Source organism: Priestia taiwanensis (assembly GCF_014638355.1).
GTDB lineage: Bacteria > Bacillota > Bacilli > Bacillales > Bacillaceae_G > Priestia_D > Priestia_D taiwanensis.
Genome location: NZ_BMFK01000001.1, coordinates 1664135 through 1686564 on the forward strand (window position 1 = coordinate 1664135; position 22430 = coordinate 1686564).

25 protein-coding genes are annotated in these 22430 nt (G+C 37.0%); 4 read left to right on the top strand and 21 right to left on the bottom strand.

Annotation, left to right across the window (positions count from 1 at the left end; translation table 11 throughout):
* Positions 1-145: 145 nt before the first annotated feature.
* Positions 146-1648, top strand: a complete 1503-nt coding sequence (locus IEV41_RS08560; RefSeq protein WP_188387969.1) for a DUF4077 domain-containing protein — start codon at positions 146-148, stop codon at positions 1646-1648.
* Between the two features lie 33 nt (positions 1649-1681).
* On the opposite strand, the gene IEV41_RS08565 is transcribed toward IEV41_RS08560, so the two are convergent.
* From IEV41_RS08565 to IEV41_RS08580, 4 genes are all read right to left on the bottom strand, one after another.
* Positions 1682-2275 (bottom strand): hypothetical protein, encoded by a 594-nt coding sequence (locus IEV41_RS08565; RefSeq protein ID WP_188387970.1) that lies wholly within the window; start codon positions 2273-2275, stop codon positions 1682-1684.
* Between the two features lie 139 nt (positions 2276-2414).
* Positions 2415-3401: a DUF2628 domain-containing protein gene (locus IEV41_RS08570; protein ID WP_188387971.1), complete on the bottom strand. Its 987-nt coding sequence runs from the start codon at positions 3399-3401 to the stop codon at positions 2415-2417.
* A gap of 70 nt (positions 3402-3471) precedes the next feature.
* On the bottom strand, positions 3472-3903 hold the full coding sequence (locus IEV41_RS08575; RefSeq protein WP_188387972.1) for a hypothetical protein: 432 nt from the start codon (positions 3901-3903) through the stop codon (positions 3472-3474).
* 60 nt (positions 3904-3963) lie between these two features.
* Positions 3964-4512 (bottom strand): cysteine hydrolase family protein, encoded by a 549-nt coding sequence (locus tag IEV41_RS08580; protein WP_188388736.1) that lies wholly within the window; start codon positions 4510-4512, stop codon positions 3964-3966.
* A 169-nt stretch (positions 4513-4681) separates the two neighbouring features.
* On the opposite strand from IEV41_RS08580, the gene IEV41_RS08585 reads away from it, so the two are divergent.
* On the top strand, positions 4682-6214 hold the full coding sequence (locus tag IEV41_RS08585) for an MDR family MFS transporter (protein WP_188387973.1): 1533 nt from the start codon (positions 4682-4684) through the stop codon (positions 6212-6214).
* A 48-nt stretch (positions 6215-6262) separates the two neighbouring features.
* On the opposite strand, the gene IEV41_RS08590 is transcribed toward IEV41_RS08585, so the two are convergent.
* The 16 genes from IEV41_RS08590 to IEV41_RS08665 form a co-directional block, all read right to left on the bottom strand.
* Positions 6263-7132, bottom strand: a complete 870-nt coding sequence (locus IEV41_RS08590; protein WP_188387974.1) for a D-alanyl-D-alanine carboxypeptidase family protein — start codon at positions 7130-7132, stop codon at positions 6263-6265.
* Between the two features lie 117 nt (positions 7133-7249).
* Positions 7250-8404 (bottom strand): sensor histidine kinase, encoded by a 1155-nt coding sequence (locus IEV41_RS08595; protein WP_188387975.1) that lies wholly within the window; start codon positions 8402-8404, stop codon positions 7250-7252.
* On the bottom strand, positions 8394-9089 hold the full coding sequence (locus tag IEV41_RS08600; RefSeq protein WP_188387976.1) for a response regulator transcription factor: 696 nt from the start codon (positions 9087-9089) through the stop codon (positions 8394-8396). Before IEV41_RS08600 ends, IEV41_RS08595 begins: the two co-directional genes overlap by 11 nt.
* 277 nt (positions 9090-9366) lie before the next feature.
* Positions 9367-10134 carry a class I SAM-dependent methyltransferase gene (locus IEV41_RS08605; RefSeq protein ID WP_188387977.1) on the bottom strand — a complete coding sequence of 256 codons (768 nt, stop codon included), beginning with the start codon at positions 10132-10134 and terminating at the stop codon, positions 9367-9369.
* An 87-nt stretch (positions 10135-10221) separates the two neighbouring features.
* Entirely contained in the window at positions 10222-10695 is a 474-nt protein-coding gene (locus tag IEV41_RS08610; RefSeq protein WP_188387978.1) for an MgtC/SapB family protein, read from the bottom strand.
* 118 nt (positions 10696-10813) lie between these two features.
* The gene (locus tag IEV41_RS08615; protein ID WP_188387979.1) at positions 10814-11845 is read right to left on the bottom strand and encodes a saccharopine dehydrogenase family protein; all 1032 of its coding nucleotides are present in this window, start codon (positions 11843-11845) and stop codon (positions 10814-10816) included.
* A 72-nt stretch (positions 11846-11917) separates the two neighbouring features.
* Entirely contained in the window at positions 11918-12241 is a 324-nt protein-coding gene (locus IEV41_RS08620) for an ArsR/SmtB family transcription factor (RefSeq protein WP_188387980.1), read from the bottom strand.
* A 110-nt stretch (positions 12242-12351) separates the two neighbouring features.
* Positions 12352-13122 carry a TSUP family transporter gene (locus IEV41_RS08625; protein ID WP_188387981.1) on the bottom strand — a complete coding sequence of 257 codons (771 nt, stop codon included), beginning with the start codon at positions 13120-13122 and terminating at the stop codon, positions 12352-12354.
* 260 nt (positions 13123-13382) lie between these two features.
* The gene (locus tag IEV41_RS08630) at positions 13383-13757 is read right to left on the bottom strand and encodes a PH domain-containing protein (protein WP_188387982.1); all 375 of its coding nucleotides are present in this window, start codon (positions 13755-13757) and stop codon (positions 13383-13385) included.
* A gap of 46 nt (positions 13758-13803) precedes the next feature.
* Positions 13804-14604, bottom strand: coding sequence for a YhfC family intramembrane metalloprotease (locus IEV41_RS08635; RefSeq protein ID WP_188387983.1), 801 nt, complete (start codon positions 14602-14604; stop codon positions 13804-13806).
* Between the two features lie 24 nt (positions 14605-14628).
* The gene (locus IEV41_RS08640; RefSeq protein ID WP_188387984.1) at positions 14629-15111 is read right to left on the bottom strand and encodes a DUF1648 domain-containing protein; all 483 of its coding nucleotides are present in this window, start codon (positions 15109-15111) and stop codon (positions 14629-14631) included.
* 46 nt (positions 15112-15157) lie between these two features.
* Complete coding sequence (locus IEV41_RS08645; protein WP_188387985.1) at positions 15158-15640, bottom strand: DUF1648 domain-containing protein; 483 nt, start codon at positions 15638-15640, stop codon at positions 15158-15160.
* 15 nt (positions 15641-15655) lie between these two features.
* The gene (locus IEV41_RS08650) at positions 15656-16141 is read right to left on the bottom strand and encodes a DUF1648 domain-containing protein (RefSeq protein WP_188387986.1); all 486 of its coding nucleotides are present in this window, start codon (positions 16139-16141) and stop codon (positions 15656-15658) included.
* A 166-nt stretch (positions 16142-16307) separates the two neighbouring features.
* On the bottom strand, positions 16308-16790 hold the full coding sequence (locus tag IEV41_RS08655; RefSeq protein WP_188387987.1) for a DUF1648 domain-containing protein: 483 nt from the start codon (positions 16788-16790) through the stop codon (positions 16308-16310).
* A gap of 355 nt (positions 16791-17145) precedes the next feature.
* Positions 17146-17817, bottom strand: coding sequence for an SdpI family protein (locus IEV41_RS08660; RefSeq protein WP_188387988.1), 672 nt, complete (start codon positions 17815-17817; stop codon positions 17146-17148).
* Positions 17810-18094: an ArsR/SmtB family transcription factor gene (locus IEV41_RS08665; protein ID WP_188387989.1), complete on the bottom strand. Its 285-nt coding sequence runs from the start codon at positions 18092-18094 to the stop codon at positions 17810-17812. The genes IEV41_RS08660 and IEV41_RS08665 overlap by 8 nt, the downstream gene beginning before the upstream one ends.
* A gap of 208 nt (positions 18095-18302) precedes the next feature.
* Here IEV41_RS08665 and IEV41_RS08670 point away from each other — a divergent pair, with 208 nt between their 5' ends.
* Together IEV41_RS08670 and IEV41_RS08675 are read left to right on the top strand one after the other, a co-directional pair.
* The gene (locus IEV41_RS08670; protein ID WP_188387990.1) at positions 18303-19511 is read left to right on the top strand and encodes an MFS transporter; all 1209 of its coding nucleotides are present in this window, start codon (positions 18303-18305) and stop codon (positions 19509-19511) included.
* Positions 19512-19529: 18 nt separating this feature from the next.
* The gene (locus tag IEV41_RS08675) at positions 19530-20309 is read left to right on the top strand and encodes an aminoglycoside adenylyltransferase domain-containing protein (protein ID WP_229722181.1); all 780 of its coding nucleotides are present in this window, start codon (positions 19530-19532) and stop codon (positions 20307-20309) included.
* 63 nt (positions 20310-20372) lie between these two features.
* On the opposite strand, the gene IEV41_RS08680 is transcribed toward IEV41_RS08675, so the two are convergent.
* Entirely contained in the window at positions 20373-22361 is a 1989-nt protein-coding gene (locus IEV41_RS08680) for a putative bifunctional diguanylate cyclase/phosphodiesterase (protein WP_229722222.1), read from the bottom strand.
* Between the last annotated feature and the right edge of the window lie 69 nt (positions 22362-22430).

A 22430-nucleotide genomic window follows, 5' to 3' on the forward strand; every position in this document is an offset into this window, starting at 1 on the left:
TTATATGGGAAAGCAAATACAAGCCTTATCAACATATATATGGTAAAATATTGTTCTATAGAAAAAAACAAAATATACCATTTAACTTGTTGAAGTGTATATTTTTCTCCCAAAATAAAATTTGATTTAAGGAAGGGACTTATTAATGAACTGGTTACGCCAAAAATGCTTTACAAATTTAGATCAGGAGTCACAGAAGAATAATCTACTATTATTTATTTGTATTTGTAGTTTTATGCTCGGAGTAGCTGCTATTAGCTATTACGGATATGCATTTACAATGACAGCATTACCATTTTGGCTTTGCGGCCTCTCTGTCTTTGGGGCTGGATTTGCCCTACAATTCGTCCCTAAAGCCGTACATATTTATAAGTACATCATGACATTCTTAACGCTCCTTATGTCGTATATCATGATTCAAACATTTAATGAAACACCAGCGATGTTCCATATGGTGTACTTTACGATCGCGATTTCACTTATTTATTTAAATGGTCGTCTAACATTTATGCTTGGTGGATTTTCTAGTATTCTAGCATTCATCCTTTGCCTTAACTGGCCAGAGCAATTTTTCGCTTATACAGATGGTACAGAAGCTGTGAACTTCGCAGTCTTACAGTTAATGATTACAACAGCAATGTGGGGAGTAACAAAGATTGGAAAGAACTTACTTGCACATTTAAATAATGAAAAAGAAGCAGTCATGAAAAAAGCGGAAGAACTAGAAGCATCACAGAAGTTAATCGAAGAAACGGTTATGACACTCAACCAACATTTCGGTCACTTAAAGCTAAACATTACAACATCAAGCGCATCAATGTACGAAATTAATAGTGCATTCCAAGAAGTCGCAAGCGGTACACAATCACAAGCTGAAATGATGTCTCGCTCTGTAGAAGTATTAAACAATATGGAAACAAACATGGCACAGATTATTTCACAAATACATAATGCCTCCGCAAATGTTGATGAAAGTCTGGAGGCTTCAAAAGTAAGCGTTGACACATTACATAACTTTGAGAAAAATATGGGAAGGTTAAATGATATTATGTCACAATCTGCTCATACATTTAAAGAAATACAAGAACACTCAAAGAAAATTAATGAAATTGTTGATATTATTACAAACATCTCAAAACAAACGAGCTTACTTGCCTTAAATGCAAATATTGAAGCAGCTCGTGCAGGGGAGCACGGAAAAGGCTTCGCAGTGGTAGCAAATGAAGTACTAAAGCTTGCTGATGAATCCAATCGTTCAGCAAGTCGCATTCAAAGTATCTTGAAAGAATTTGCGAACCAAACAAGTAAAGTAGAAGAACAAACGAAGAATAGCGAACGTGTACAAGAAGAGTGTAACGAAATGTTAACGAACGTATTAGCCAACGTGAACAACCTTGGTTCATTTATTCAAACGATTAATCGATTGATGGCAGAAATCGCACAACATCAAGAGAATTTCCAACGAAGAACATCTGATATTGTCCAAGACGTAACGCATGCATCTAGCGTCATTCAACAAACATCTGCTGCAACGGAAGAAGTACTAGCAAGTGTCGAAGAAGAAAATCGTCGCAATGAAACTTCTGTTGCTACACTTGATACAGTTGCTACACAAGTAAATCGCTTAGAAGTACTGTTAGAAAAATAAAACAAATAAGAAAGCAGCCAGCTGGCTGCTTTCTTATTTGTTTTTCTTGCTTTTCTCAAACATTTGCTTTGCACTCGTTGCCTTTTCTAAAAACCCCTTCGCCTCTTTAGAACTGATGCTAACCGGCATTTGTTTCTTCAGGCGTGCTTCTGGAAAATGCATATATACACTATACGCATCGCCTTTTATATTACCAATTGCATAGAAAGAAGAAAAAGCCCCTCTATTAATAATGCCTTTCTCATAAATCGTAACTGTCTTAAATGCTCGAACTACTTTTGTCCCATACAAGAAGCAGATACCGACAACTAAAACAATCATTCCTATATCCATCGTTATTGTCTGTTCTAATATCGCACGAATATCTGCATTCGTCGCCTTTTCCAACGCAACTTGTGATTTGTTCATACGACTCACAAGTGTATATAAAAGGATAACTAAGACAACTTGTGCACCAATCATTCCAAACTTTGCCGACCGTGAACTAGAAAATGATGCAATACGCTCTCCGAAATCTCCGTGTATCTCATGCCTTCGTTGCTTTCGTAAAATAAATACGTTCCACATACTAGCAAGAAATAGAAATACTCCTGCTACTATCATCACATAGAACCAAATAGATTCCATCTTCATTCCTCCTACCATCTAACTTATCTTGTTATTATATCAAAATTATTCAGAATATTACTATGAACAAGTATTGACTAAAACAACGAAAAAAAACCGTGATGCTGTTTTAAGAAAACAACATCACGGCTACTATTCTTTACATAATAGTAGCTGGTGTGCTTTTATCTTTGAATAAATCTTCTTCCATCCAATTGTCACCTAGAATCCAGCGCATAAATTCGTCTACTTCAAAGCCAGATAACAAGCGGTCATTGACTGCAATCTCTCCAATAGATAATTCATACTCGTCCAATGATACCGTTATATAAGAAAAAGTGATTTCAACACGTTCATTATTTTGTCGATTCACACCTGAGAAAACAACTAAATCTTCATCCCAATTCATACTATTTTTGTATTCCCACTGAACATTTGAATACATATTCTCTAACTCTATCCCAATATCAGATGTTTGAACATCGTAAACAACAGTATTCTCATATTCAGTCGCTCCTAGATACATAGCAACTCCACCGAATACAACAATATACATGGATGCTACTCCAACAATTGCCCATTTATTAACTCCACCTGTTCTCGCTAATAAGAACGGCTTCATATCAGATGTAAATGATGAGTATTGTTCTATTTTCTTCACTTTCTGCTGGACATGTCTATAATACAATGTATTTCCATACAATCCAGTAAGTACACTTATTGCTATCGTTATAACAATACTCATTGCTAAATTTACTTTCAAACTTAATTCCGTAACGATAGCTAATCCAAACAAGCTAGCCTCTAATAGAATGTATAATCCTACAACAGCAAACATCCATCTATACATTTTACGATACGCGAACCAATATGCCGTTAAGAAGAACGCTGCAAAGTTCCAGCTAATCCCTTTACTTGGATCCTCTTTCACTCCCCATTTTCGTTCATAGTATAATGGATTACGATCGACGAACAATAGTATATCTTTATGTCTTTGGCGTTCTTCTTCGTGAAGGTGTGCTTTTTTTGCTTCTATTTCCTCTTCTGTTGCTACATTCGGGACACTTTCTACTTCGTGCTGTACTACTTCTTGATCATTATCTTCCGTATGGTTGATAGTTCTTTCTTCATTTTTCCCCTCTACCATGCTGCTCTCCTTATCGTATAAATAATCTCTCTATTATATTAAAATGAAATATCCAAAAATAAAAGGTTTTTCAAAATTTTTGTATTTCTCTCTCGTCATCCGAACATAGCTGAATGCTCGTACAAACGATATACTTTGTCTTCTCTATGACATTGTCCACACGAACTTCTGAACCATCTTCTTCCAACCATGTATGAGACGTATTAAGAAGATGAACATTACCCTCTACTAATAAAAGAGAGCCTTGTTTAATAGGAGTAATCGACTGCAAAAGACGAAATGATTCTGTGGAGAGTACAACTGTTATACTACCAAGCCGGTCATCCAGACAAATATAGACACCCTCTTGTTCCTTGCCATCTTCCGTAAGTGGTAAGAGCGAGCCAATATCTAAAATACTTGTAACAATCCCTCCAACTGTTACATTCTCTCCGTTCATACATCTATCTAGTCCTGGGCTAAACAACGTAACACGTTCTTTTAGAAATTTGACAATATCCATCTACTTACACTCCTCTCATTTTCGTCTTGCAGCGAATTCGACTTTCTATCCCCTTATGTATTAATTAACTTCTGCATTCAAGCATGAACGGAAGTGTGACAATGCCCATTCATGTCCTGCTTGATTAAAAGACGCTACTGCCTCTTGGTATACAACAATATTGAATCCTTTATTGTATGCATCAACAGCAGTGTGGAGAACACATATATCTGTGCATACACCAATGAGATGTACTTCTGTAATACCACGTTCACGCAACTTCATTTCTAAATCTGTTCCAGCAAAGGCACTATATCTCGTTTTATCCATGTAATATACATTGCTTTTCTGTTTCGTTTGTTGATACAGTACTTCTAGCTTCCCATATAACTCTCTTCCTTCTGTACCTGCAATGTTGTGTGGAGGAAACAACATTGATTCTGGATGATGTGTATCTCCTTCTACATGTTTGTCGATTGCGAACACAACGAAATCCCCTGCCTCGACAAATTGTTCTGTTACGCGTACAACCTCTTCTTCAATACGTTGTCCCGGCTCACCACACGTTAATGCACCTTTCTCCGCAACGAAATCAATCGTATAATCTATGTTTATTAATGCTTTTTTCATCTTTTTCATCCTACTCTCTCTTTTCTCTATGAAACATTATTCGCCTTTTTCTTTCAAAAATCCTTTGAACATCGCGCGAAATTTCTCTAAAACTAGCTACGTATGATGAAGGAAACTAGCTTATAATGAATATATACATTTTAACCTATATATGAAAGGAGTTGTCGCAATGGTATCGAAAGAAAGTAAAATCCCACTTGTCGTAGCTGGTTTGTTGCTTGGTATTTTAATGGGGGCAATGGACAACACAATTGTCGCAGCCGCAATGCCAACAATTGTATCTGAGCTTGGCGGAATTGAACAATACGCATGGGTTACTGCTGCCTATATGGTTACCACGATGGCTGGTATGCCTATCTTCGGAAAACTATCTGATATGTATGGCCGTAAAAAGTTTTACGTATTCGGATTACTTATCTTTTTACTTGGAAGTATGTTATGTGGATTAGCAGATAGTATTGTATCACTGAGTATTTATCGTGCAATTCAAGGTATTGGGGGCGGAGCATTAATGCCAATTGCCTTCACAATTATCTTCGACCTATTCCCACCTGAGAAACGCGGGAAAATGACAGGATTATTTGGAGCTGTATTTGGTATTTCAAGTGTATCAGGTCCACTACTTGGAGCTTATATTACGGAGTATATTAGTTGGCAATGGATTTTCTACATTAACATTCCACTTGGTATCTTATCTTTATTCTTCGTTACTCGCTTCTATAAAGAGTCGCTTACATTTAAAAAACAAAAAATTGATTGGTATGGTGCTAGTACACTCGTCATCGCCGTCGTTAGCTTAATGTTTGCATTAGAGCTTGGTGGCAAAGAATACGCATGGGACTCTTGGCAGTTAATTAGCTTATTCGTTATATTCGGTGTGTTTTTCCTATTATTCTTGTATGTAGAAACAAAAGCTACCGATCCAATCATTTCCTTTAGTTTATTCAAGCGCCCTATCTTCGCTGCGAGCCAGGCTATCGCTTTCTTCTATGGAGCAGCATTTATCATTCCAGCAGTGTACATTCCGATGTATATGCAAGGAGTACATGGTGGTGCCGCAACGAGCGCAGGACTTGTCTTAATGCCAATGATGCTCGGTTCTGTTGTAGGAAGTTCCGCAGGAGGAATTCTTGCTTCGAAAGTAAGCTTCCGTAGCTTAATGACTGTATCCGTTATGTTCTTTGCAATAGGTATATACTTCCTTAGCACATTAACACCGACAACACCGCAACACTTATTAACGATATACATGATTCTTACTGGGGTAGGCGTAGGCTTCTCGTTCTCCTTGCTGAGTATGGCATCTGTTCATGAATTACCGGCCTCACAACGTGGGACAGCAACATCAACAAACTCATTCTTCCGTTCTCTCGGTATGACACTTGGTATTACGATTTTCGGGACATTACAGACGAATCTTCTTACAAGTGGATTAAGTTCTCTATCATCAGGTGGTGCACCAATGGGAATGGATGGCGGTAGCCGTGAACTTCTCTCTTCTGAAGCAAGAGAAGCTATTCCAGCACCTATTCTCGAACAAATTACTAACGTTCTATCTAGCTCGATTGCTGATACCTTCTTATGGTCACTTGTTCTAGTTATATGCGCAGCAATTGCCGTATCCTTCATGGGAACAGCACGTGCATCCACTGGGAAGCAACCACAAGAACAAACCGTACAAAAAACAGTGACGGAGAATTAATAACAAAAAGCAAGGTAGTGGAATCTACCTTGCTTTTTATTACATATACTACAACTTCTTCGGACGATTAAATCCATATGCGAATAATTTTTTTGTTTCCTCAAAACGTTCTATATCATCTTTAGTCCCCATTACAACAGATATCACTCTTCTGTCATCTTGTATAGCCGTGCCAGCAAAACAATATCCCGCTGAATCTGTAAAACCAGTTTTCAAGCCATCCATTCCAGGGACAGATAACGATTGATTCGACGAATCTAACATTTTATTCGTTGTTTTCAACGTAATCCCGTGTGATTTTATATTATAAGAAGTAAGTTTTGTTACGTTCACGACATCTGGAAAATTCGTTAGTAACTGCCTTGCCAAAGTAGCTACATCTAATGCGGTCATTGTTGTTTCTTCCCCATATTCATTTGCTAACCCTGTCGAATTAACAAATTTTGTTTTGCTTGATAACTTTAATTTCTTCGCCTTTGCATTCATCATTGCTGTAAAATTCTCTTCCGTTTTAGCAATGTGTTCAGCTAATGCAACTGTAGCGTTATTAGCCGATGGCAACACCATCGCGTGGAATAAATCTTTCACGGTAAGTCGATCTCCAACCTTAACTGGTATTCTTGCTCCTTCTGTATGTGACGCATTCCTACTAATTGTAACTAATTCGTCCCACTTCAGATTACCTTGTTGAATTTGTTCAAGTACAATATACTCCGTCATCATTTTTGACATACTTGCAGGCGCACGAGGAGTATGTTCATTTTTGCTATAAAGAATCTCTCCAGACTTAGCATCCATTAAAATAGCCGTTTCTGCTTGAAGAGGAGCTCCTTTAATATATGGCTCCAAAAAAAATAAAATAATACATATAGGAATTAAAATAGCAAACAAACTAATAGATTTCTTATATACTTTCATTTTCTACCCCTCCATTTTCTTGTGTATACACAGTGTAAACAAAACTATTTAATGGAAAGGAAAGAAAAGTTAAAGATTTTCTAAAGAGTATTTAAGAAAAGCAAAAAAAGAAACCTCTCAGCGAGAAGTCTCTTCCTTCATTGATTTCAATTTAATTGTGAACGTTGTTCTTTCCACATCACTATATACACTAATGGTTCCCTCATGTAGCTCAATAATACTCTTTGCGATAGCTAATCCAAGTCCAGATCCACCTCTATTTGTAGAGCGAGATTTTTCAACTCGGTAGAAACGATCAAATATATGATGTAAATCAGAAGGAGGGATTTCTTTCCCGTAATTTGTGAATTCTATTTCGACTAATCCATTCTCTTCGGACGCTATAATATCAAGATAATAGCCGTCACTTCCATATTTAATTGCATTAACAATTAAGTTTTCAAATACCCTTACTAATTTTTCTCCGTCTGCCAACACCATTAGTTTAGAGGAGTAGATGGATTGCCTAAACTCCATATTGGCGTCTTTTATTTCAAATCGGAATTGAACGATTAATTGATTTAGCATCTCTGTAATATTAATTGGAGCTTTGCTAAGGCTAATACCCTTATTTTGAAAACGAGTATACTCAAATAAATCATTCATTAAATGATTTAAGCGTAACACTTTATCATGCACAATTTCGATATAATAGCGTAATTCTATTTCATCCCGATACTTGTCTTGCTGAATGAAACTTATATATCCAATAATTGATGTTAATGGTGTGCGTAGATCATGCGAGACACTTGTAATCAAATCTTTCTTTGTTTGCTCAATTCTTCGTTCCTCTTCAATGGATTCTTTCAATTTTTTCACAATACTATTGATTTCTTCCGCCAGTTCGCCGAGTTCCGTATTAGGAAGTACCTTTATTTCATGATTAAGATTAACATTATCGATAAATTTCACTTCATCCAAAATCTGATGAAAATATTTTTTTAAGTATTGTCTTTTTTCCCTAAAATAAAAGACTACCATAAAGAGACAGAATGCTACGAAATATAATACATACTCGATATTCATAATAAGACGCTCAAAATGTCTCTTTCCATATGCTACTGAAATTTCTGTAGTTACCGTATAGAACGTAACAGATGTAACAGCGAAGCCGACAAGTATTAATTTAAGTATATACACTGCCACAATAGCACAAATTATCGATAATAATACATATACGCATTTTTTCCACGTAGGAATTTGATGAAAAACGTGATAAAAGTTATTTTTCAATTTTGTATCCTACCCCCCATACGGTATGAATAATCTTCTCACCATTCAATGCTTTTTCTAACTTTTCTCGAATATTACTAATGTGCACCATCACCGTTTTATTCGAATCGCAAACAACATCTTTCCACACTAACTCAAATATTTCCTCCGAACTAAATACACGTCCTGGATGCGAAGCTAATAAATACAAAATCTCAAATTCAATCGATGTTAACTTGATACGATTACCATCAACTGTCACTGTATGATTCTTTTTATTGATTTCAAGAGAATTGATATAAATACTCGTATCTTCTACTACTGGATTAGATACACGTTGCATATTAGATCTTCTTAGTAACGCTTTTACCCTAGCAACCAACTCTAACGGATTAAATGGCTTGATCATGTAATCATCTGCGCCGGTCATTAATCCCATTATTTTATCCATATCCTCTGCTTTTGCGCTTAGCATCAAGATTGGCATATCACTAGATTCCCTTATACACTTACATACTTCCATTCCATCCATACGAGGCATCATAATATCTAATATCATCATCGTAGGCTGTTCACGATGAACAATTTCTAACGCTTCTTCCCCGTCAAATGCCATATGTATCGTATATCCCTCATTTCGTAAATAAAGGGAAATAAGCTGCCCAATCTCCTTCTCATCGTCTACAATTAAAATGCTCGTCCCCATACGTATGCCTCCCTCTTACTTATCCTTACCATATCGATATTATTTCTCATAATGTATCATCCAAAACCACTCTATGTCCCTTTGCTAATGAAAATTAATTGGTACCAACAATTATATATATAAAAGATAAATAGAAGGAAAGAAAAGTTAAAGATTCTCTAAAGATTTTCTACACTAATATCTATTATATCATTCATCATCACATATAAACTCAAACTTCAAAAAGGAGAGCCTATTATAGACTCTCCAGTTACATACAAAGTACATTCATCTATTTTTATTTCCTCGCCACCAAAAACATTGCTCCTGCATCAAAGGATTGTACACTTCCATCTTCTATTTCTACTTGGAAGTAAGAGCGGATTGCTTCTGGTGCAGAAAGCATATATTCATTCAATGCGTTCTTCTCGTCTTCAGGTAGATTCGTCATGCTACACCACCACTCGAATGGGAATGTTTTCGTGAACGTGACAATGGATTCAACCCGGAACCCTGTCCGCTCAATCATCGAAATCCATTCTGTCTTCTTACATGCTCGGAAGTGACTACTATCTCGTCGCTTCTCTACTATGTTATAAAATTCATCAAGTTCTTCTCGCTCAGGAGCTACGTTATCGATTAAAAGAAATAAACCATTTTTCTCGACAACACGGTATGCTTCGTGAACAAATCGATCCACGTGCGGAAAATGATGCGGTGCAATCCGACACGTAACAGTATCAAATGATGCATCCGCAAACGGTAAATTCTCCGCATCCCCTTCTACAAATGAAACATTCTCATGTCCGTTCTCTTGAATGAAAGCTTCAGCATTTTTGAGCATATCTTTCGTTAAATCAAGGGCAACCGCTTCGTTGAAGAAAGGAGCTAACGTATGAACAACATGCCCTCCACCTGTAGCGATATCAAGCAATCGTTCATGACGGTTCTCTTTCACTACTTCTACTAGTAACGGTAAGTCTTTTCCCTTCGCATGAATCGTACTCGTTACATACTTATGAGCATTTTGTCCAAACTGACTAACAATACGTTGCTTATTATTCATCCTAGACACTTCCTTTGTTCGAAGATACTTTCATTGTACACCCGTATGTAGTAGAAAGAAGAATCTGATGCTTGTATCCTATTTCACTTAATCGCCTTCCTCCTCTTCGTTCCCTAACGTAGACTTATCTGGAACGATCCCCTTCTTCTCGAAATACATGGAAACACGGATCGTAATAAACATTAATACACCCGTAATAATTGCGATATCATATAGACCGTAACCAATTACTAAACCAAGACACGAACTAATCCACAAATTCGCCGCTGTCGTCAAACCGTGCTTCACATTGTTACGGTCACGCCATATCACCCCCGCACCGATGAACGTAATACCACTTACTACTTGAGCTGCTAGACGCATTGGATCACGGTACGGCCCTTCATTTAATAATGATAAAACCATCACTAAACACGAGCCTAAACATACTAATACATGCGTGCGCACTCCAACGAACTTTCCTTGTTTGGCCCGTTCAATTCCAATGATAACACCAAAAATAAATGCAACGACTAATCGCCCGTACAGATGGGCATGCTCTTGTACAAAAAGAAAGCCCATATTATTTCCTCCTTTATACCGTCCTATTGTTTCATATGTATGACAACATGCTCTCTTTCATTCTAGTATTACAGATAGAAAAAACGAGCTCCTTTACTAGAAGCTCGTCATCTATTTGCTATTTGATGGTTACACCATACTCATCATAGATTTGTAAAATAGTAGATTTCGATAATCCAACATCTTCTGAAAAATATATACGAGGCTGGATATCATTCTCTAGTAAATACTTCGCTTGCACAACTGCTCCAACTGCCGTTAAATGTGTCTGCCCAAGAGGATCTATTACAGAAATCGTTCGCCCTATTTTCTTCCCATTTTCATTCACACCATCTAGTTCAATAAGAAGACGATGTGGACCTCCTTCTCCTGGATTGTACAATAGCTTTTGGCGTGCCTTGTTGCTTAACATCTTCCATACTCTAGACTTCACAAGTGCGACAAGCCCCCAATTTATTAAGATATGGTCAAAGGTAATACGGAAATTCGCTTCTGTAATTGTATGAAAGCGTAGCAAAGTAAGATGATCTGGTGTATCGATGCGATAACATTTCGCTGTATGTCCATTTGCAAACGTCACCTTGCGAGGATCACTTAACGGATATACTTTTCTATTTGCGATATGAAATGGAGTTGTTAAACGATTCATATAGTCAATTGAATTAGGACCTGCTTTATCTTGAAGAGAATAGAGAGCGTGAATATTAACCGTAACGTCTTGAAGATTATGTGCAAACAGTTTTGATAGAAGAGCAGCAGTTCCTCCCATCCAGCCAGAAGAAAAAATTATTGGGGCACGGAGTTCTTTGTTCTCTAACCACGCAATTGAGTGTTCCATTCTTTCTGTCCAACGAGTAATATCAATAAGAGGAATTTCTTGTTCTTGTGTCACTCGCAAGAGATTGTCTAACGAATCATTTACTGCATTAATGACCAGGGCAATTGGTTCTTCGATAAACTCTAGTGGATTTGTACTCTTATTATCTGTAACAACACACTTCACCCTCTCCGATATGAAAGGTGCTTCTTTGTTCGCTGTTCTTCCTCCTAATAGAAATTCTAATTGCGGATAACGTTCATGCAACATATGGGCAATTTGACTTCCAACAACACCGTATCCTCCAACAATTAACACTGTTTTCTTCTCCATCACTCATCCTCCTAGTTAACGTTAATATTTTTAAACATTTAAACATATTAATCAAAAAAGAAAGAGATATAACTACATATCTCCATGTTCACTTTCTACTAATAACACTAATTCTTTCAACAAGCCAATTGCTTCTACAAAAGCAAGTCGATAATACATTTCCGTTCCTTTTTTCTGTACATCTAGTAATCTAGCTTGGCGCAATATTTTCAAATGATGCGAGACAGTAGGACGGGACATTGGAATATGCTCTGCTATTTGCGTCACATTTAGACTTTCTTTATCAATGAGAAGAGACACAATTTGTTGACGAACAGGATCTCCTAACGCTTGAAAACTCGGCTGTAGTTGATGCAGGACATCCCTTACTTCGTCATTACATGTTTTAGCATCCAATCTTCATACTCCTTTCATCTGTTTAAGTGTTTAAACATATTATACATCATTATACGAATAATCTGTCAATAGTTTCCTCCAAATAGAAAAAGACGTGTATCGACACGCCTTTACAAAATCTCAAAGTAATCTAACGCATTTTTACCAATTAATAAAAGTGATACGACAATAAATAAGGTTTTTACGTATCCCACGCCTTTTTTCATCGCAAAGTGCGAACCAATTAGTGCACCGACAATCATAGCTAATCCCATCACAATACCGTATGTATAATTTACTGAACCTAAATACATAAACATGAGCAGACCAGAAATATTACTTGCAAAGTTTAATACTTTCGCATTTCCTGCAGCTGTTACAAAGTCTAATCCAAGTGTTAAGAAAGCAAAAATAAGAAATGATCCTGTACCAGGACCGAAGAAACCATCATAATAGCCAATTGCAACGACAACAACTCCACACAATACCCACTTACGCTTCGACAAACCATTATACGTTGATTGCTCTCCCCAATTCTTTTTGAAAATAGTAAAAAGTGTTACCCCTACTAAAAGAACAAGCATTAATGGTTTGAGAAAATCAGAAGAAATATGTTGGACGGTGTAAGCACCGAATAAGGAGCCTACGAATGCAAGCGGAAATAACGCAAACGCTAATCGCTTGTTCACCTTTCCTGATTTCATAAACGCTACTGTACTCGTAAAAGAGCACATCGTTCCTGCTAACTTATTCGTACCTAATACCATTGCAGGTGGTAATCCCGCAAATAATAACGCTGGAATCGCAATAAGCCCACCCCCACCAACAACTGCATCAACGAATGCTGCCAAGACTCCTACTGCAACTAAAAAAAGCAACATGGATATGCCAAGTTCTTCCATAACATTCCCCTCCTGCTTTTCATCTTATCAAACGATTATGTTATTTTACAAAAAATTCGATTTTTCAGTTTTTATCTTTTAACCAATAGGCAGGATTGACCTATACGCCACACTCCGAGTGGACACTTTCCGCGGGCGAGAGCGAGCCTCCTGGGCAAGGCTTGCGGGGTCTGACTTTCCTCGCTTTTCCCGCAGGAGTCACCACTCTCCGTTACGCACACAAACGAACCATCCTAATTTTGCTAGAAACTTCATCTCCCTCACCTCAATTTATCATCTAGTACAATATGTGGATTTTTCTCTTTTAATAACTGTACAAAGTATGTTTCATTTTCTGGTGACACGAGTGCCATCTCCCACTTCCCATATGTGATTTCTAAACGTTTAAATGACAAGGCAGGGGCACTTAGTGGATTATTCGTACGTCTAATAGAAGTAATCGTTGAAATATCAATTTTCCCCATTGGGATAAATCCACCGTATACTTTCAACTCCGTGTCCATCACTACGTAATACGTACCAAACCATCCAAGGATGCAAAAAATTGCAAGTGGAATACAGACAAATAAAGAAATGAAGAAATCTGTTTCCGTTGGTCTATTTTCCGTATAAAGAATAATAGGAAGAACAAACATGGAAAGCGCGAGCCCCCACGTCACAATCCACGCAAATATACCTCGTTTAGATAGAAATTTTATTATTCTCACCTCTGAATAATGCCTTTGATTTTATAATCCATATAATCGAAGCGATGCCCACTAACGTTACAATCCCTTCCAACATCCATATATTCGAAATGACACCTTTTTGATATAATGCTGCTGGGAAATTAATTATCGCATGAACACCAATTGCATATAGAACATATTTGAATTTCTTAGAGCGTACCGCATACAGAACGAGAATAGATAATCCAATTTGAAGAAACAATGCCATCGTACGCTCTACTATCGCAACCCCACTCATATGCCACTCTGTTTCAAGTAATTGTTGCTTCACTGTTTGCAACGGTCCAATCATTTCGGACGTCGTCATCAATGAATCAAATGTATTGTTATTAATCATCGTCGCATACACGTAAGAAGTAATACTGCCTAGCCCCGTAATTAATATCATCTCGATGCCACCATGCCCTGCCCCGAATGTGACACCATCTTTCCATGTTTCTCTCCCACGAAGCGTATATTTGAACATCATATACCGCCCAATTTCTTCAAAGATACCTGCCATTAATCCACCGTATACCATATATAACCACGGGTTCGAAAACAGCTCTTTCGTTACTTCATTATCAACTAACACTACTTTATGAACGAAGCCTTCTAGCACACTCGCAAATAAGAAAAACGTCAGCATCCCAATAAAGAATACTTTTAAAGAAGCATCATATTTTTTCTTTAGAAAAATGAGTACTACGATTGGTACAAGGAACGAGAATACTGCCACAACTAACATCCACGTCATTGTCGTTTCGTTAACCATCTACTCTACACCCTTCCCCTACGCTTATTTGAATTTTCTACATGTAACCATTATGGCGATAACAGTGATAATGACACTAGCGATAAACAAATATCCTGTATATGTTCCAATTCCTTTTGCGTTATCTTGTGCAATTTGTACGTCCATTACGGTTAAGTACAACAAGAAAGAAATAATTTCAAATGCTAATACTTGCATCATCAAGCGAGTAAAGCGAAACATCTTCTCTTTTCCTTCTTCCGACATATTTTTCGGATATGTTAGCCCATCTGGAAAATGCGATAATCCTGTAAAAAGAAGAAAAATAAATAGTGCAATGCATGGGATAAACAAGATGAATCCTTTGTCTCCAAATTGGTCTGGCTCACCTTGAAAATTATAATGCGTAGGTATTTCACCTGATAATGAAAAGTAAGCGATAATAGCATAAAGGAGCGCTCCGATAACTCCTACACTATTTGCGGTAAATAATATTTTTTCTACTGTTGATTTAGGTGGATTTGTCATGTTTCTTCGCTCCTTTACTTATCAAGTTTGAAGTCTCTTATTACGATTACTTCAATCTAAAACTTCTTATGATAAAAAAGGCTATCGATCCTCCTATTAGACCGAGGAATATCCATAAGAAGTGCGCTCCTAACGATTCTTGATTCCCCTGTACAATTTCTATTGTCGAAAATACAAGATAACCAAAAATAAGTACTATTTCAACATTCATCACATGAAGCATCAAACGACCATTTTTGTATAGGCGTTCTTTGTTTTCTTCTGTTACTTTCACAGGGTGATTAAACATATGCGGAAAGCGACTTATTATCATTGTGCCTACAAATATAGCAGCCGTGATACATGGTAATATAAATAGATTCCCCTTGCTACCAAACCCATCCGCCTCTCCTGACGCATTGAAATGAACAGGAATTGTCTCTGGCAACAACGGGTACATATATACCATATAGCCAAACATCCCTATTATCCCTAAGCCAGAAAGCATAATTAAAAGTTTCTCCAATAAGCTTAACGGTACTTTCTTCATGAATTTCTCTCCCCCTCATTCTTTCAAACGAATAGCGCGAACCATAAAGAATACAAGTGTTATAGCTACAACAATAAAGAGAACGATGATAGCATACCCTCCTTCAAATAACCTGTCTCCCGTAGCACCTTCTAGCATGGCAAACGTATCATATGCAAAAAAGGTAATAAGCTCAAATGATAGAACATGAAGCATAAGACGACCATTTTTGTATACGTGTTCTTGATTTTTATTTGTCAATTCTACAAGATAATGAAAAGTATGTGAGGAGCGACCCATTAATGTTAACAATCCGAATAGGAAACATGCAACGATTGGAATAAACCATAAATTCCCCTTACCTCCGTAAGCATCCGGCTCACCTTGAAAGTTATAATGCGTTGGTATCGTTTCTGGTAAAGATGGATACATATAAAACGTATACCAAAACATCCATACAACTCCTAGACATGAAAGTGTCATCAAAATCTTCTCTACTACCGTTAAATCCATCTTTCTCATCTTCTGTCCACTCTCCCTTGGTGATTATTTCAAACAGAAACTTCTTATGATGAAAAAATATCAATAGAGCGAAAAAGATAACGTGTAGATGTGTGTATACTAATTAGACCAGTTCTGTTATATGGTTGATATGTCGCATAATTCTTACGTCAACTACTCAGCAAGACTATTTCAAACGATGACTTCGAACAACGAAAAAGATAATCGTAAGGATGAAGATACCTACGAAAACTAATAGAGATTCTGCTCCTAACGTTTCACCATTTCCATTTATACTTTGTATCTCTGTAAATTCGTTCCACCAAAAGAAAACAACTGTTTCAAATGCCATCATGTAAATAAGAAGACGACCATTCAAGTATAATCGCTCCTTATTTTCCTCCGTCACTTCAACAGGAGCATTAAAGGTTTTCCCAAAACGTGCAATTAAGACGAACATGATGAAAATGGCAAGCATGATACAAGGTACGAACCATATCCAACCTTTTGATCCAAAATTATCTGCTATACCGTAAACATCATAGTGAGTCGGGATTGTATCTGGTAAAGATGGATAAGAATATCCTACATATCCAAATAGTCCAATGATTAATGCAATCGATAGGCCAACAACAATTTTTTCAGCTATAGTAAGTGGTAGTTTGTTCACTTCTTTCTCCCCCTTCTCTATATTTTATTTCAAACGAAAGCTACAAATGATGAAGAATAATAACATACCAATGAATACGTATGGCGGAACTCCATTAGATATCGCCTTATTTCCTTTCAGCATTTCGGTATTTATGAACGTATGTAAAAAGAAATGCAAAACAATTTCACATGCAATTACGTGGAACATTAATCTTCCATTCTTTTACTGATGTTCTCGATTCTCTTCTATAATTTCTACGAAACTATTGAACTCGTTTACAAAGAATCTTACTGCCATTATCCCCCACAAATAGTAATAATACTTGAGAATGTAATGAATGCTTTTTTCTCTACGAACGTGAGCGGCGTTTTGTTCATGTTCTTCTCTTCTTCACAATTTGAATTAATACTCCCGTTACTACAAGTGGCCCTAGCAAGATTACTAATTGTGCAGCTGGCGCCAACGGAATAGTAAGCGCTACCACAATTGCAATTAACCCAAATCCTATCCAAATAGGTGCACTTAGTCGATGTACTTTACGCCACAACTCTTCATCTTCTAACAATGCTTTCGTACGAATACCGATGTATGGATTCGGAGATAATTTCGGAAAAATGATTCCACCGATAAGTGTTGTACTTCCAACGATAAGTAGCACAAGGCTGGATGGTTGCATCTCAATACCACCCGCATTTTTTAACGCGACGTAGGAGAATAATAATAAATTTGTTAGCGACATAATACTAGCTATAAGTCGTAACGATTTTAAATTGTTTGGACTAAGCTGACCTTTCTTTGCAAACTTAGGGACAACCAACACCGTTAAAAACATGAGAACCATGAATCCATACGGAAATAACACTAACCCTTCCCAAAATCCTGCAAAGCCATCAGCAACATCATCCGGCCCCCAATGAATAGCAATTTGTTCTGGTAAGCGGTCACGTAACAGGACAAGAATTGCTCCGTAACTACTCATACAGAGGATGGTAATGTGCACCCACGTTTGCTTCCATTCATCTCGAATACGATACGGCTTACTCATTATCCATCACCGTCACTTCCTTTTTTTTGAATGATTTTACGACGTATGTGACAAGTTCATCCAGAACGGAAAGAGCTGGAGCATAAATGATAAATGTTCCTTTCTTTCGCTTTGTCACGAGACCACTATTATACAGAATATCTAGGTGATGACTGAGTGTTGACATCGGGATATTTAACTTCTCACTCATCTCTTTCACAGCGTGTTCTTTCTCCATTAAAAGGAAAATAATCTCTCGACGTGATGGATCGGCAAGTGCTTTGAATATTTCTTGCATGCTTTTCACCTTCTTTATTTCTATATTTCTATGATTATCGAATTACTATCATTTTACCATAATTTCCATTGTTTGGTGAAATTATTAGTTTGATTTTTCCGAAAAAAAGGTGAATACGTATCGCTCAGCAAATCACAAGCTAATTGTTATTTCCCTTTTCGTTGTCGTGCTAGAATGAAAGACAACAATAATGGAAAGGGGTCTTTTTATGGCCAGTACGTCAGCAAATATTCAAGCGATTACCGCACGAAAGACGGTATTCCCTATTTTATTTGCGATTAGTTTATGTCACTTATTCAACGATACGATGCAAGCAGTTATTCCCGCTATTTTTCCAATTATGAAAGAATCATTGCAGCTATCGTACACACAAATCGGATGGATTGCCTTCGTCCTCAACATGACTTCTTCTGTCTTACAACCAGTTGTCGGCTTCTATTCGGATAAAAAACCAAAACCTTATTTACTACCGATTGCGATGCTTTGCTCCTTACTCGGTATGCTTGCGTTAGCCTTTGCGCCGACATACGGAGTCGTTCTCCTCTCTGTGATTTTAATTGGAATGGGCTCGGCTATTTTCCATCCAGAATCATCGAAAGTAGCACATATGGCAGCAGGTACGCGCAAAGGACTAGCACAATCTATTTTTCAAGTAGGGGGAAATACAGGAAGTGCCCTTGCACCGGCAATGACATTGCTTATCTTCATTCCACTTGGTCAATTCGGTTCTATTTGGTTCACACTTGTTGCATTAATTGGTTTCTGTGTTCTCACGTACGTTGCGAAATGGTACAAAGACGTATTACCAACTGTTCAGCAAATGAGCAAACGCCAAGTAACTACTAATCCAAATACACAAAAGAAATCAATTTTCCTTATTTCTATTTTAATTTTCTTAGTGTTTGCTCGCTCTTGGTATGGTTCAGGCATCGGCACATACTATCAATTTTTCTTAATGGATCAATACGCCTTATCGCTCGGAGATGCACAACTTTATTTATTTTTATTTTTAATTGCAGGGGCATTAGGAACATTCTTCGGTGGACCGTTAGCAGATCGCTTTGGCATGCGACGTGTAATGATATTATCATTCATTATTACAGCACCATTTTCCATTTTGCTTCCGCACGTCCCACTAGTAATCGCATCCATCTTCTTGCTTATTATCGGATTCGTCTTTTCATCTAGCTTCTCCATTACCGTTATTTATGGGCAATATTTATTCCCTGGAAAAGTCGGTACAGTATCTGGCTTAATTACAGGACTTGCGTTTGGCTTAGGTGCAATCGGGGCTGTGTTACTCGGAGGAGTAATTGATATGAGTGGCTTATTTACCGTTATGAGTGCAATTGGTTTCTTACCACTACTTGGCTTATTAACGTTCTTATTACCAAAAGACGCAGTACGCACGAAATAAATATAGGAGTTGTTATCATTGGATACGAACTATTATGTAGAAAAGTTTGTAGACATAGTTACAGAAGAAATAGGTAATAACCTAATTGGCGTTTACTTACATGGATCATTAGCAATGGGCTGCTTCCATGAAGAAACAAGTGATATTGACTTGTTAATCATTGTGCAAGAAAAACTATCCTTAGAAACAAATAAACGTGTTATTCAACAAGTGCTAGAACTTCACGACAAAATGCCTAATAAGCGTGGAATGGAGTTCAGCATACTACTCCAGTCTACGCTTACTAATTTCGTCTATCCGACACCATTTGAACTTCATTATTCTGATTTTCATCGGGAAAAGTATCGAACAGATGAAACATACATATGTGGAGGATTTAATGACGTCGACTTAGCAGCCCATGTCATGGTTACCTATCATCGCGGTGTTACGTTATATGGAAAAGCAATTAAAAATGTGTTCCTTCCTATCAATAGAGAATTGTACATCCAATCTATTCTCTTTGATGTGGAAAATGCGTATAAAGAAATTATCCAATCACCAACGTACTTCACACTAAATCTATGTCGTGTACTCTTCTTCCTACGAGAAGGTGTTGTATCTTCTAAGAAAGAAGGAGGAGAATGGGGATTGAATATGCTACTATCAAAGTATTATCCATTAATTCAGCACTGTTTACATGCGTACAAAGGAACCATAACAAACAACGAGTTACATCAACAAGAATTAATGGATTTCGCAGCTTATATGTTATGTGAAATTAAAAACCATCTTCCACGTTCATTCGTACAAACCTAGACTACTCTTTACCTGAATAGACTGAATTATGTAAGATCCCCTTTGCTCAGGGGATCTTTTGTTTTATTGTTCGTGCAAAAAGCGTTCTATTTCTTCTAATGATAATCGTTTGCTTAAATACTCACCTTGCATGTAATGACATTTATGTTGAAAATATTCTACTTGATTCTCCGATTCTATTCCTTCAACAATTGTTTTACATCCTAACAAGTATGCTAATTCCAATACAGCTTCAACAACTGTTGCACGCTTATCATTCTCCTCCATTCCTTCAGTAAGTTCACGAGCTAACTTCAGTGTATCGAACGAAAAGTTCGGTAAATAACTTAACGATGAATGTCCCGTCCCAAAATTAGCAATCGTAATACATATCCCGAGATGACGAAGAGCTTCTATTTTATGTTTCAAAGCGCCTTCCCTCGCAACTAATGTACTCTCCATCACTACAAATTCTATATATGTAGCTGCTATATTCACTTCTGAAAGAATAGATTGTACCTTCTCTAAGAAATCGTCTTTTTCTAATTGCTTTTGTGAGATACTCACAAACATTTTCATTAAAGGATACCCTTTTGAAAGCAAGTCTCTCATTTTCTTACATGCCTCCCGAATAACCCATTCCCCTATCGGCACAATTAAACCTGTTTCTTCTGCAATCGGAATAAACTCAGCAGATGAGACAATACCAAGCGATGGATGTTTCCAACAAACGAACGCTTCTAAACAACTAAAAGCAGATTGCCTTGAAGAAAATAATGGCTGATAAGATAGTATCAACTCATTATGTTCAATAGCATTGTATAAATCTTTCTCTATCGTGAATTGGCATTGATAGTGTCGAGCAATTGCTTCATTAAAAATTTGATAGTGGTTCTTTCCTTTTGCTTTTACATAATACATCGCCGAATCGGCATTTTTCATTAACGTCGCACTGTCCATTCCTTTCTCATAAATAGCAATGCCTATACTTAATGTCACTTTCAACACGTGTTCCTGCAAAATGACTGGCTTATCAAATGTCGCCAAAATTATTTCCGACATTTTGATTAATTCTTTCTCGTTCATAAAATCATAAAACAAAATTGTAAATTCATCCCCACCAAGCCTAGCAACCAATGTTGTTGAAGTAACTGCTACTACTAATCGTCTCGACACTTCCTTCAATAACTCATCTCCAACATCATGACCTAGTGTATCATTCACCATTTTGAAACGATCTACATCAATAAACATAACCGCTACATTCCGGTCTTTTTCATCTGCTAATGTAAGGTGTGTTGTTAACTGTTTATCAAATGTTCGTCTATTTGCCAGCTTCGTCAAGGGGTCATAATGTGCTAACTCATAAATTTGTTTCTCTTGTTCCATTGCTTTCGTCGTTTCTTTCAACATCACGTACATGCTATCTAATTTGGCTTGGATATGAACGGGAATCGAGGTAACCTCGAAATATCTCGTCGTACGTAACTCTACGTCATATACAGAGAAATCAAATTTCCTACGTTCTCCTTTTAACACATTCTCAATAAGATCTTGAACTTTCTTATCTCCTTGCAAAAAATCTTTATGTAAAGGAAGTTCTTTTATATGCTTCATGTCACCAAAAATCATTTTTTCTGCTGCACTATTCCTCTTTAAAATATTCCCATCCACATCGATATAAACGATTGGATTTGGAAAATACTGAAAGAAAGAGTAGTCGTTATGCTCGTTTCTTCTCCACTCCTTCGTTCGTTCATACAGAAGGTCTTCAAATTGCTCATTCATTTCGTAAGTATATTGCATCAACTCTTCCTTCTCCGTCACAATAATTATCTTACGAATGAAAAGAACAACGAATACTATAAATAAACAACTATATAAAATGTATGAAATAACTCTTAAATAATCAGTAGCAAAACGTAAGAAAAGAAATTCAACTGTCAATGCTGCGATAATTCCCAGTGAGATAATTCTTACGAATCCTCCAAAATCAGCTACGTACACATTTTCTTTTTTTAAGCGTTTATGAATAAGGAATATACATGTTATTAATAGCAACATACAGAGCATATTCACCACGATGCCCCCTCCTTCCCACACTACTTATCATTATTTCCAAAATATGTGCGTATAATGAAA

Coding starts and splice junctions, on each gene's coding strand:
- IEV41_RS08560 (WP_188387969.1), top strand. CDS start 146: ATGAACTGGTTACGCCAAAAATGCTTTACAAATTTAGATCAGGAGTCA.
- IEV41_RS08645 (WP_188387985.1), bottom strand. CDS start 15,640: ATGAAGAAAGTACCGTTAAGCTTATTGGAGAAACTTTTAATTATGCTT.
- IEV41_RS08635 (WP_188387983.1), bottom strand. CDS start 14,604: ATGGTTAACGAAACGACAATGACGTGGATGTTAGTTGTGGCAGTATTC.
- IEV41_RS08570 (WP_188387971.1), bottom strand. CDS start 3,401: ATGGTAGAGGGGAAAAATGAAGAAAGAACTATCAACCATACGGAAGAT.
- IEV41_RS08630 (WP_188387982.1), bottom strand. CDS start 13,757: ATGTTTGTTCTTCCTATTATTCTTTATACGGAAAATAGACCAACGGAA.
- IEV41_RS08625 (WP_188387981.1), bottom strand. CDS start 13,122: ATGGAAGAACTTGGCATATCCATGTTGCTTTTTTTAGTTGCAGTAGGA.
- IEV41_RS08565 (WP_188387970.1), bottom strand. CDS start 2,275: ATGGAATCTATTTGGTTCTATGTGATGATAGTAGCAGGAGTATTTCTA.
- IEV41_RS08600 (WP_188387976.1), bottom strand. CDS start 9,089: ATGGGGACGAGCATTTTAATTGTAGACGATGAGAAGGAGATTGGGCAG.
- IEV41_RS08640 (WP_188387984.1), bottom strand. CDS start 15,111: ATGACAAATCCACCTAAATCAACAGTAGAAAAAATATTATTTACCGCA.
- IEV41_RS08670 (WP_188387990.1), top strand. CDS start 18,303: ATGGCCAGTACGTCAGCAAATATTCAAGCGATTACCGCACGAAAGACG.
- IEV41_RS08660 (WP_188387988.1), bottom strand. CDS start 17,817: ATGAGTAAGCCGTATCGTATTCGAGATGAATGGAAGCAAACGTGGGTG.
- IEV41_RS08605 (WP_188387977.1), bottom strand. CDS start 10,134: ATGAATAATAAGCAACGTATTGTTAGTCAGTTTGGACAAAATGCTCAT.
- IEV41_RS08680 (WP_229722222.1), bottom strand. CDS start 22,361: ATGCTCTGTATGTTGCTATTAATAACATGTATATTCCTTATTCATAAA.
- IEV41_RS08610 (WP_188387978.1), bottom strand. CDS start 10,695: ATGGGCTTTCTTTTTGTACAAGAGCATGCCCATCTGTACGGGCGATTA.
- IEV41_RS08615 (WP_188387979.1), bottom strand. CDS start 11,845: ATGGAGAAGAAAACAGTGTTAATTGTTGGAGGATACGGTGTTGTTGGA.
- IEV41_RS08590 (WP_188387974.1), bottom strand. CDS start 7,132: ATGAAAGTATATAAGAAATCTATTAGTTTGTTTGCTATTTTAATTCCT.
- IEV41_RS08665 (WP_188387989.1), bottom strand. CDS start 18,094: ATGCAAGAAATATTCAAAGCACTTGCCGATCCATCACGTCGAGAGATT.
- IEV41_RS08650 (WP_188387986.1), bottom strand. CDS start 16,141: ATGAGAAAGATGGATTTAACGGTAGTAGAGAAGATTTTGATGACACTT.
- IEV41_RS08580 (WP_188388736.1), bottom strand. CDS start 4,512: ATGAAAAAAGCATTAATAAACATAGATTATACGATTGATTTCGTTGCG.
- IEV41_RS08585 (WP_188387973.1), top strand. CDS start 4,682: ATGGTATCGAAAGAAAGTAAAATCCCACTTGTCGTAGCTGGTTTGTTG.
- IEV41_RS08575 (WP_188387972.1), bottom strand. CDS start 3,903: ATGGATATTGTCAAATTTCTAAAAGAACGTGTTACGTTGTTTAGCCCA.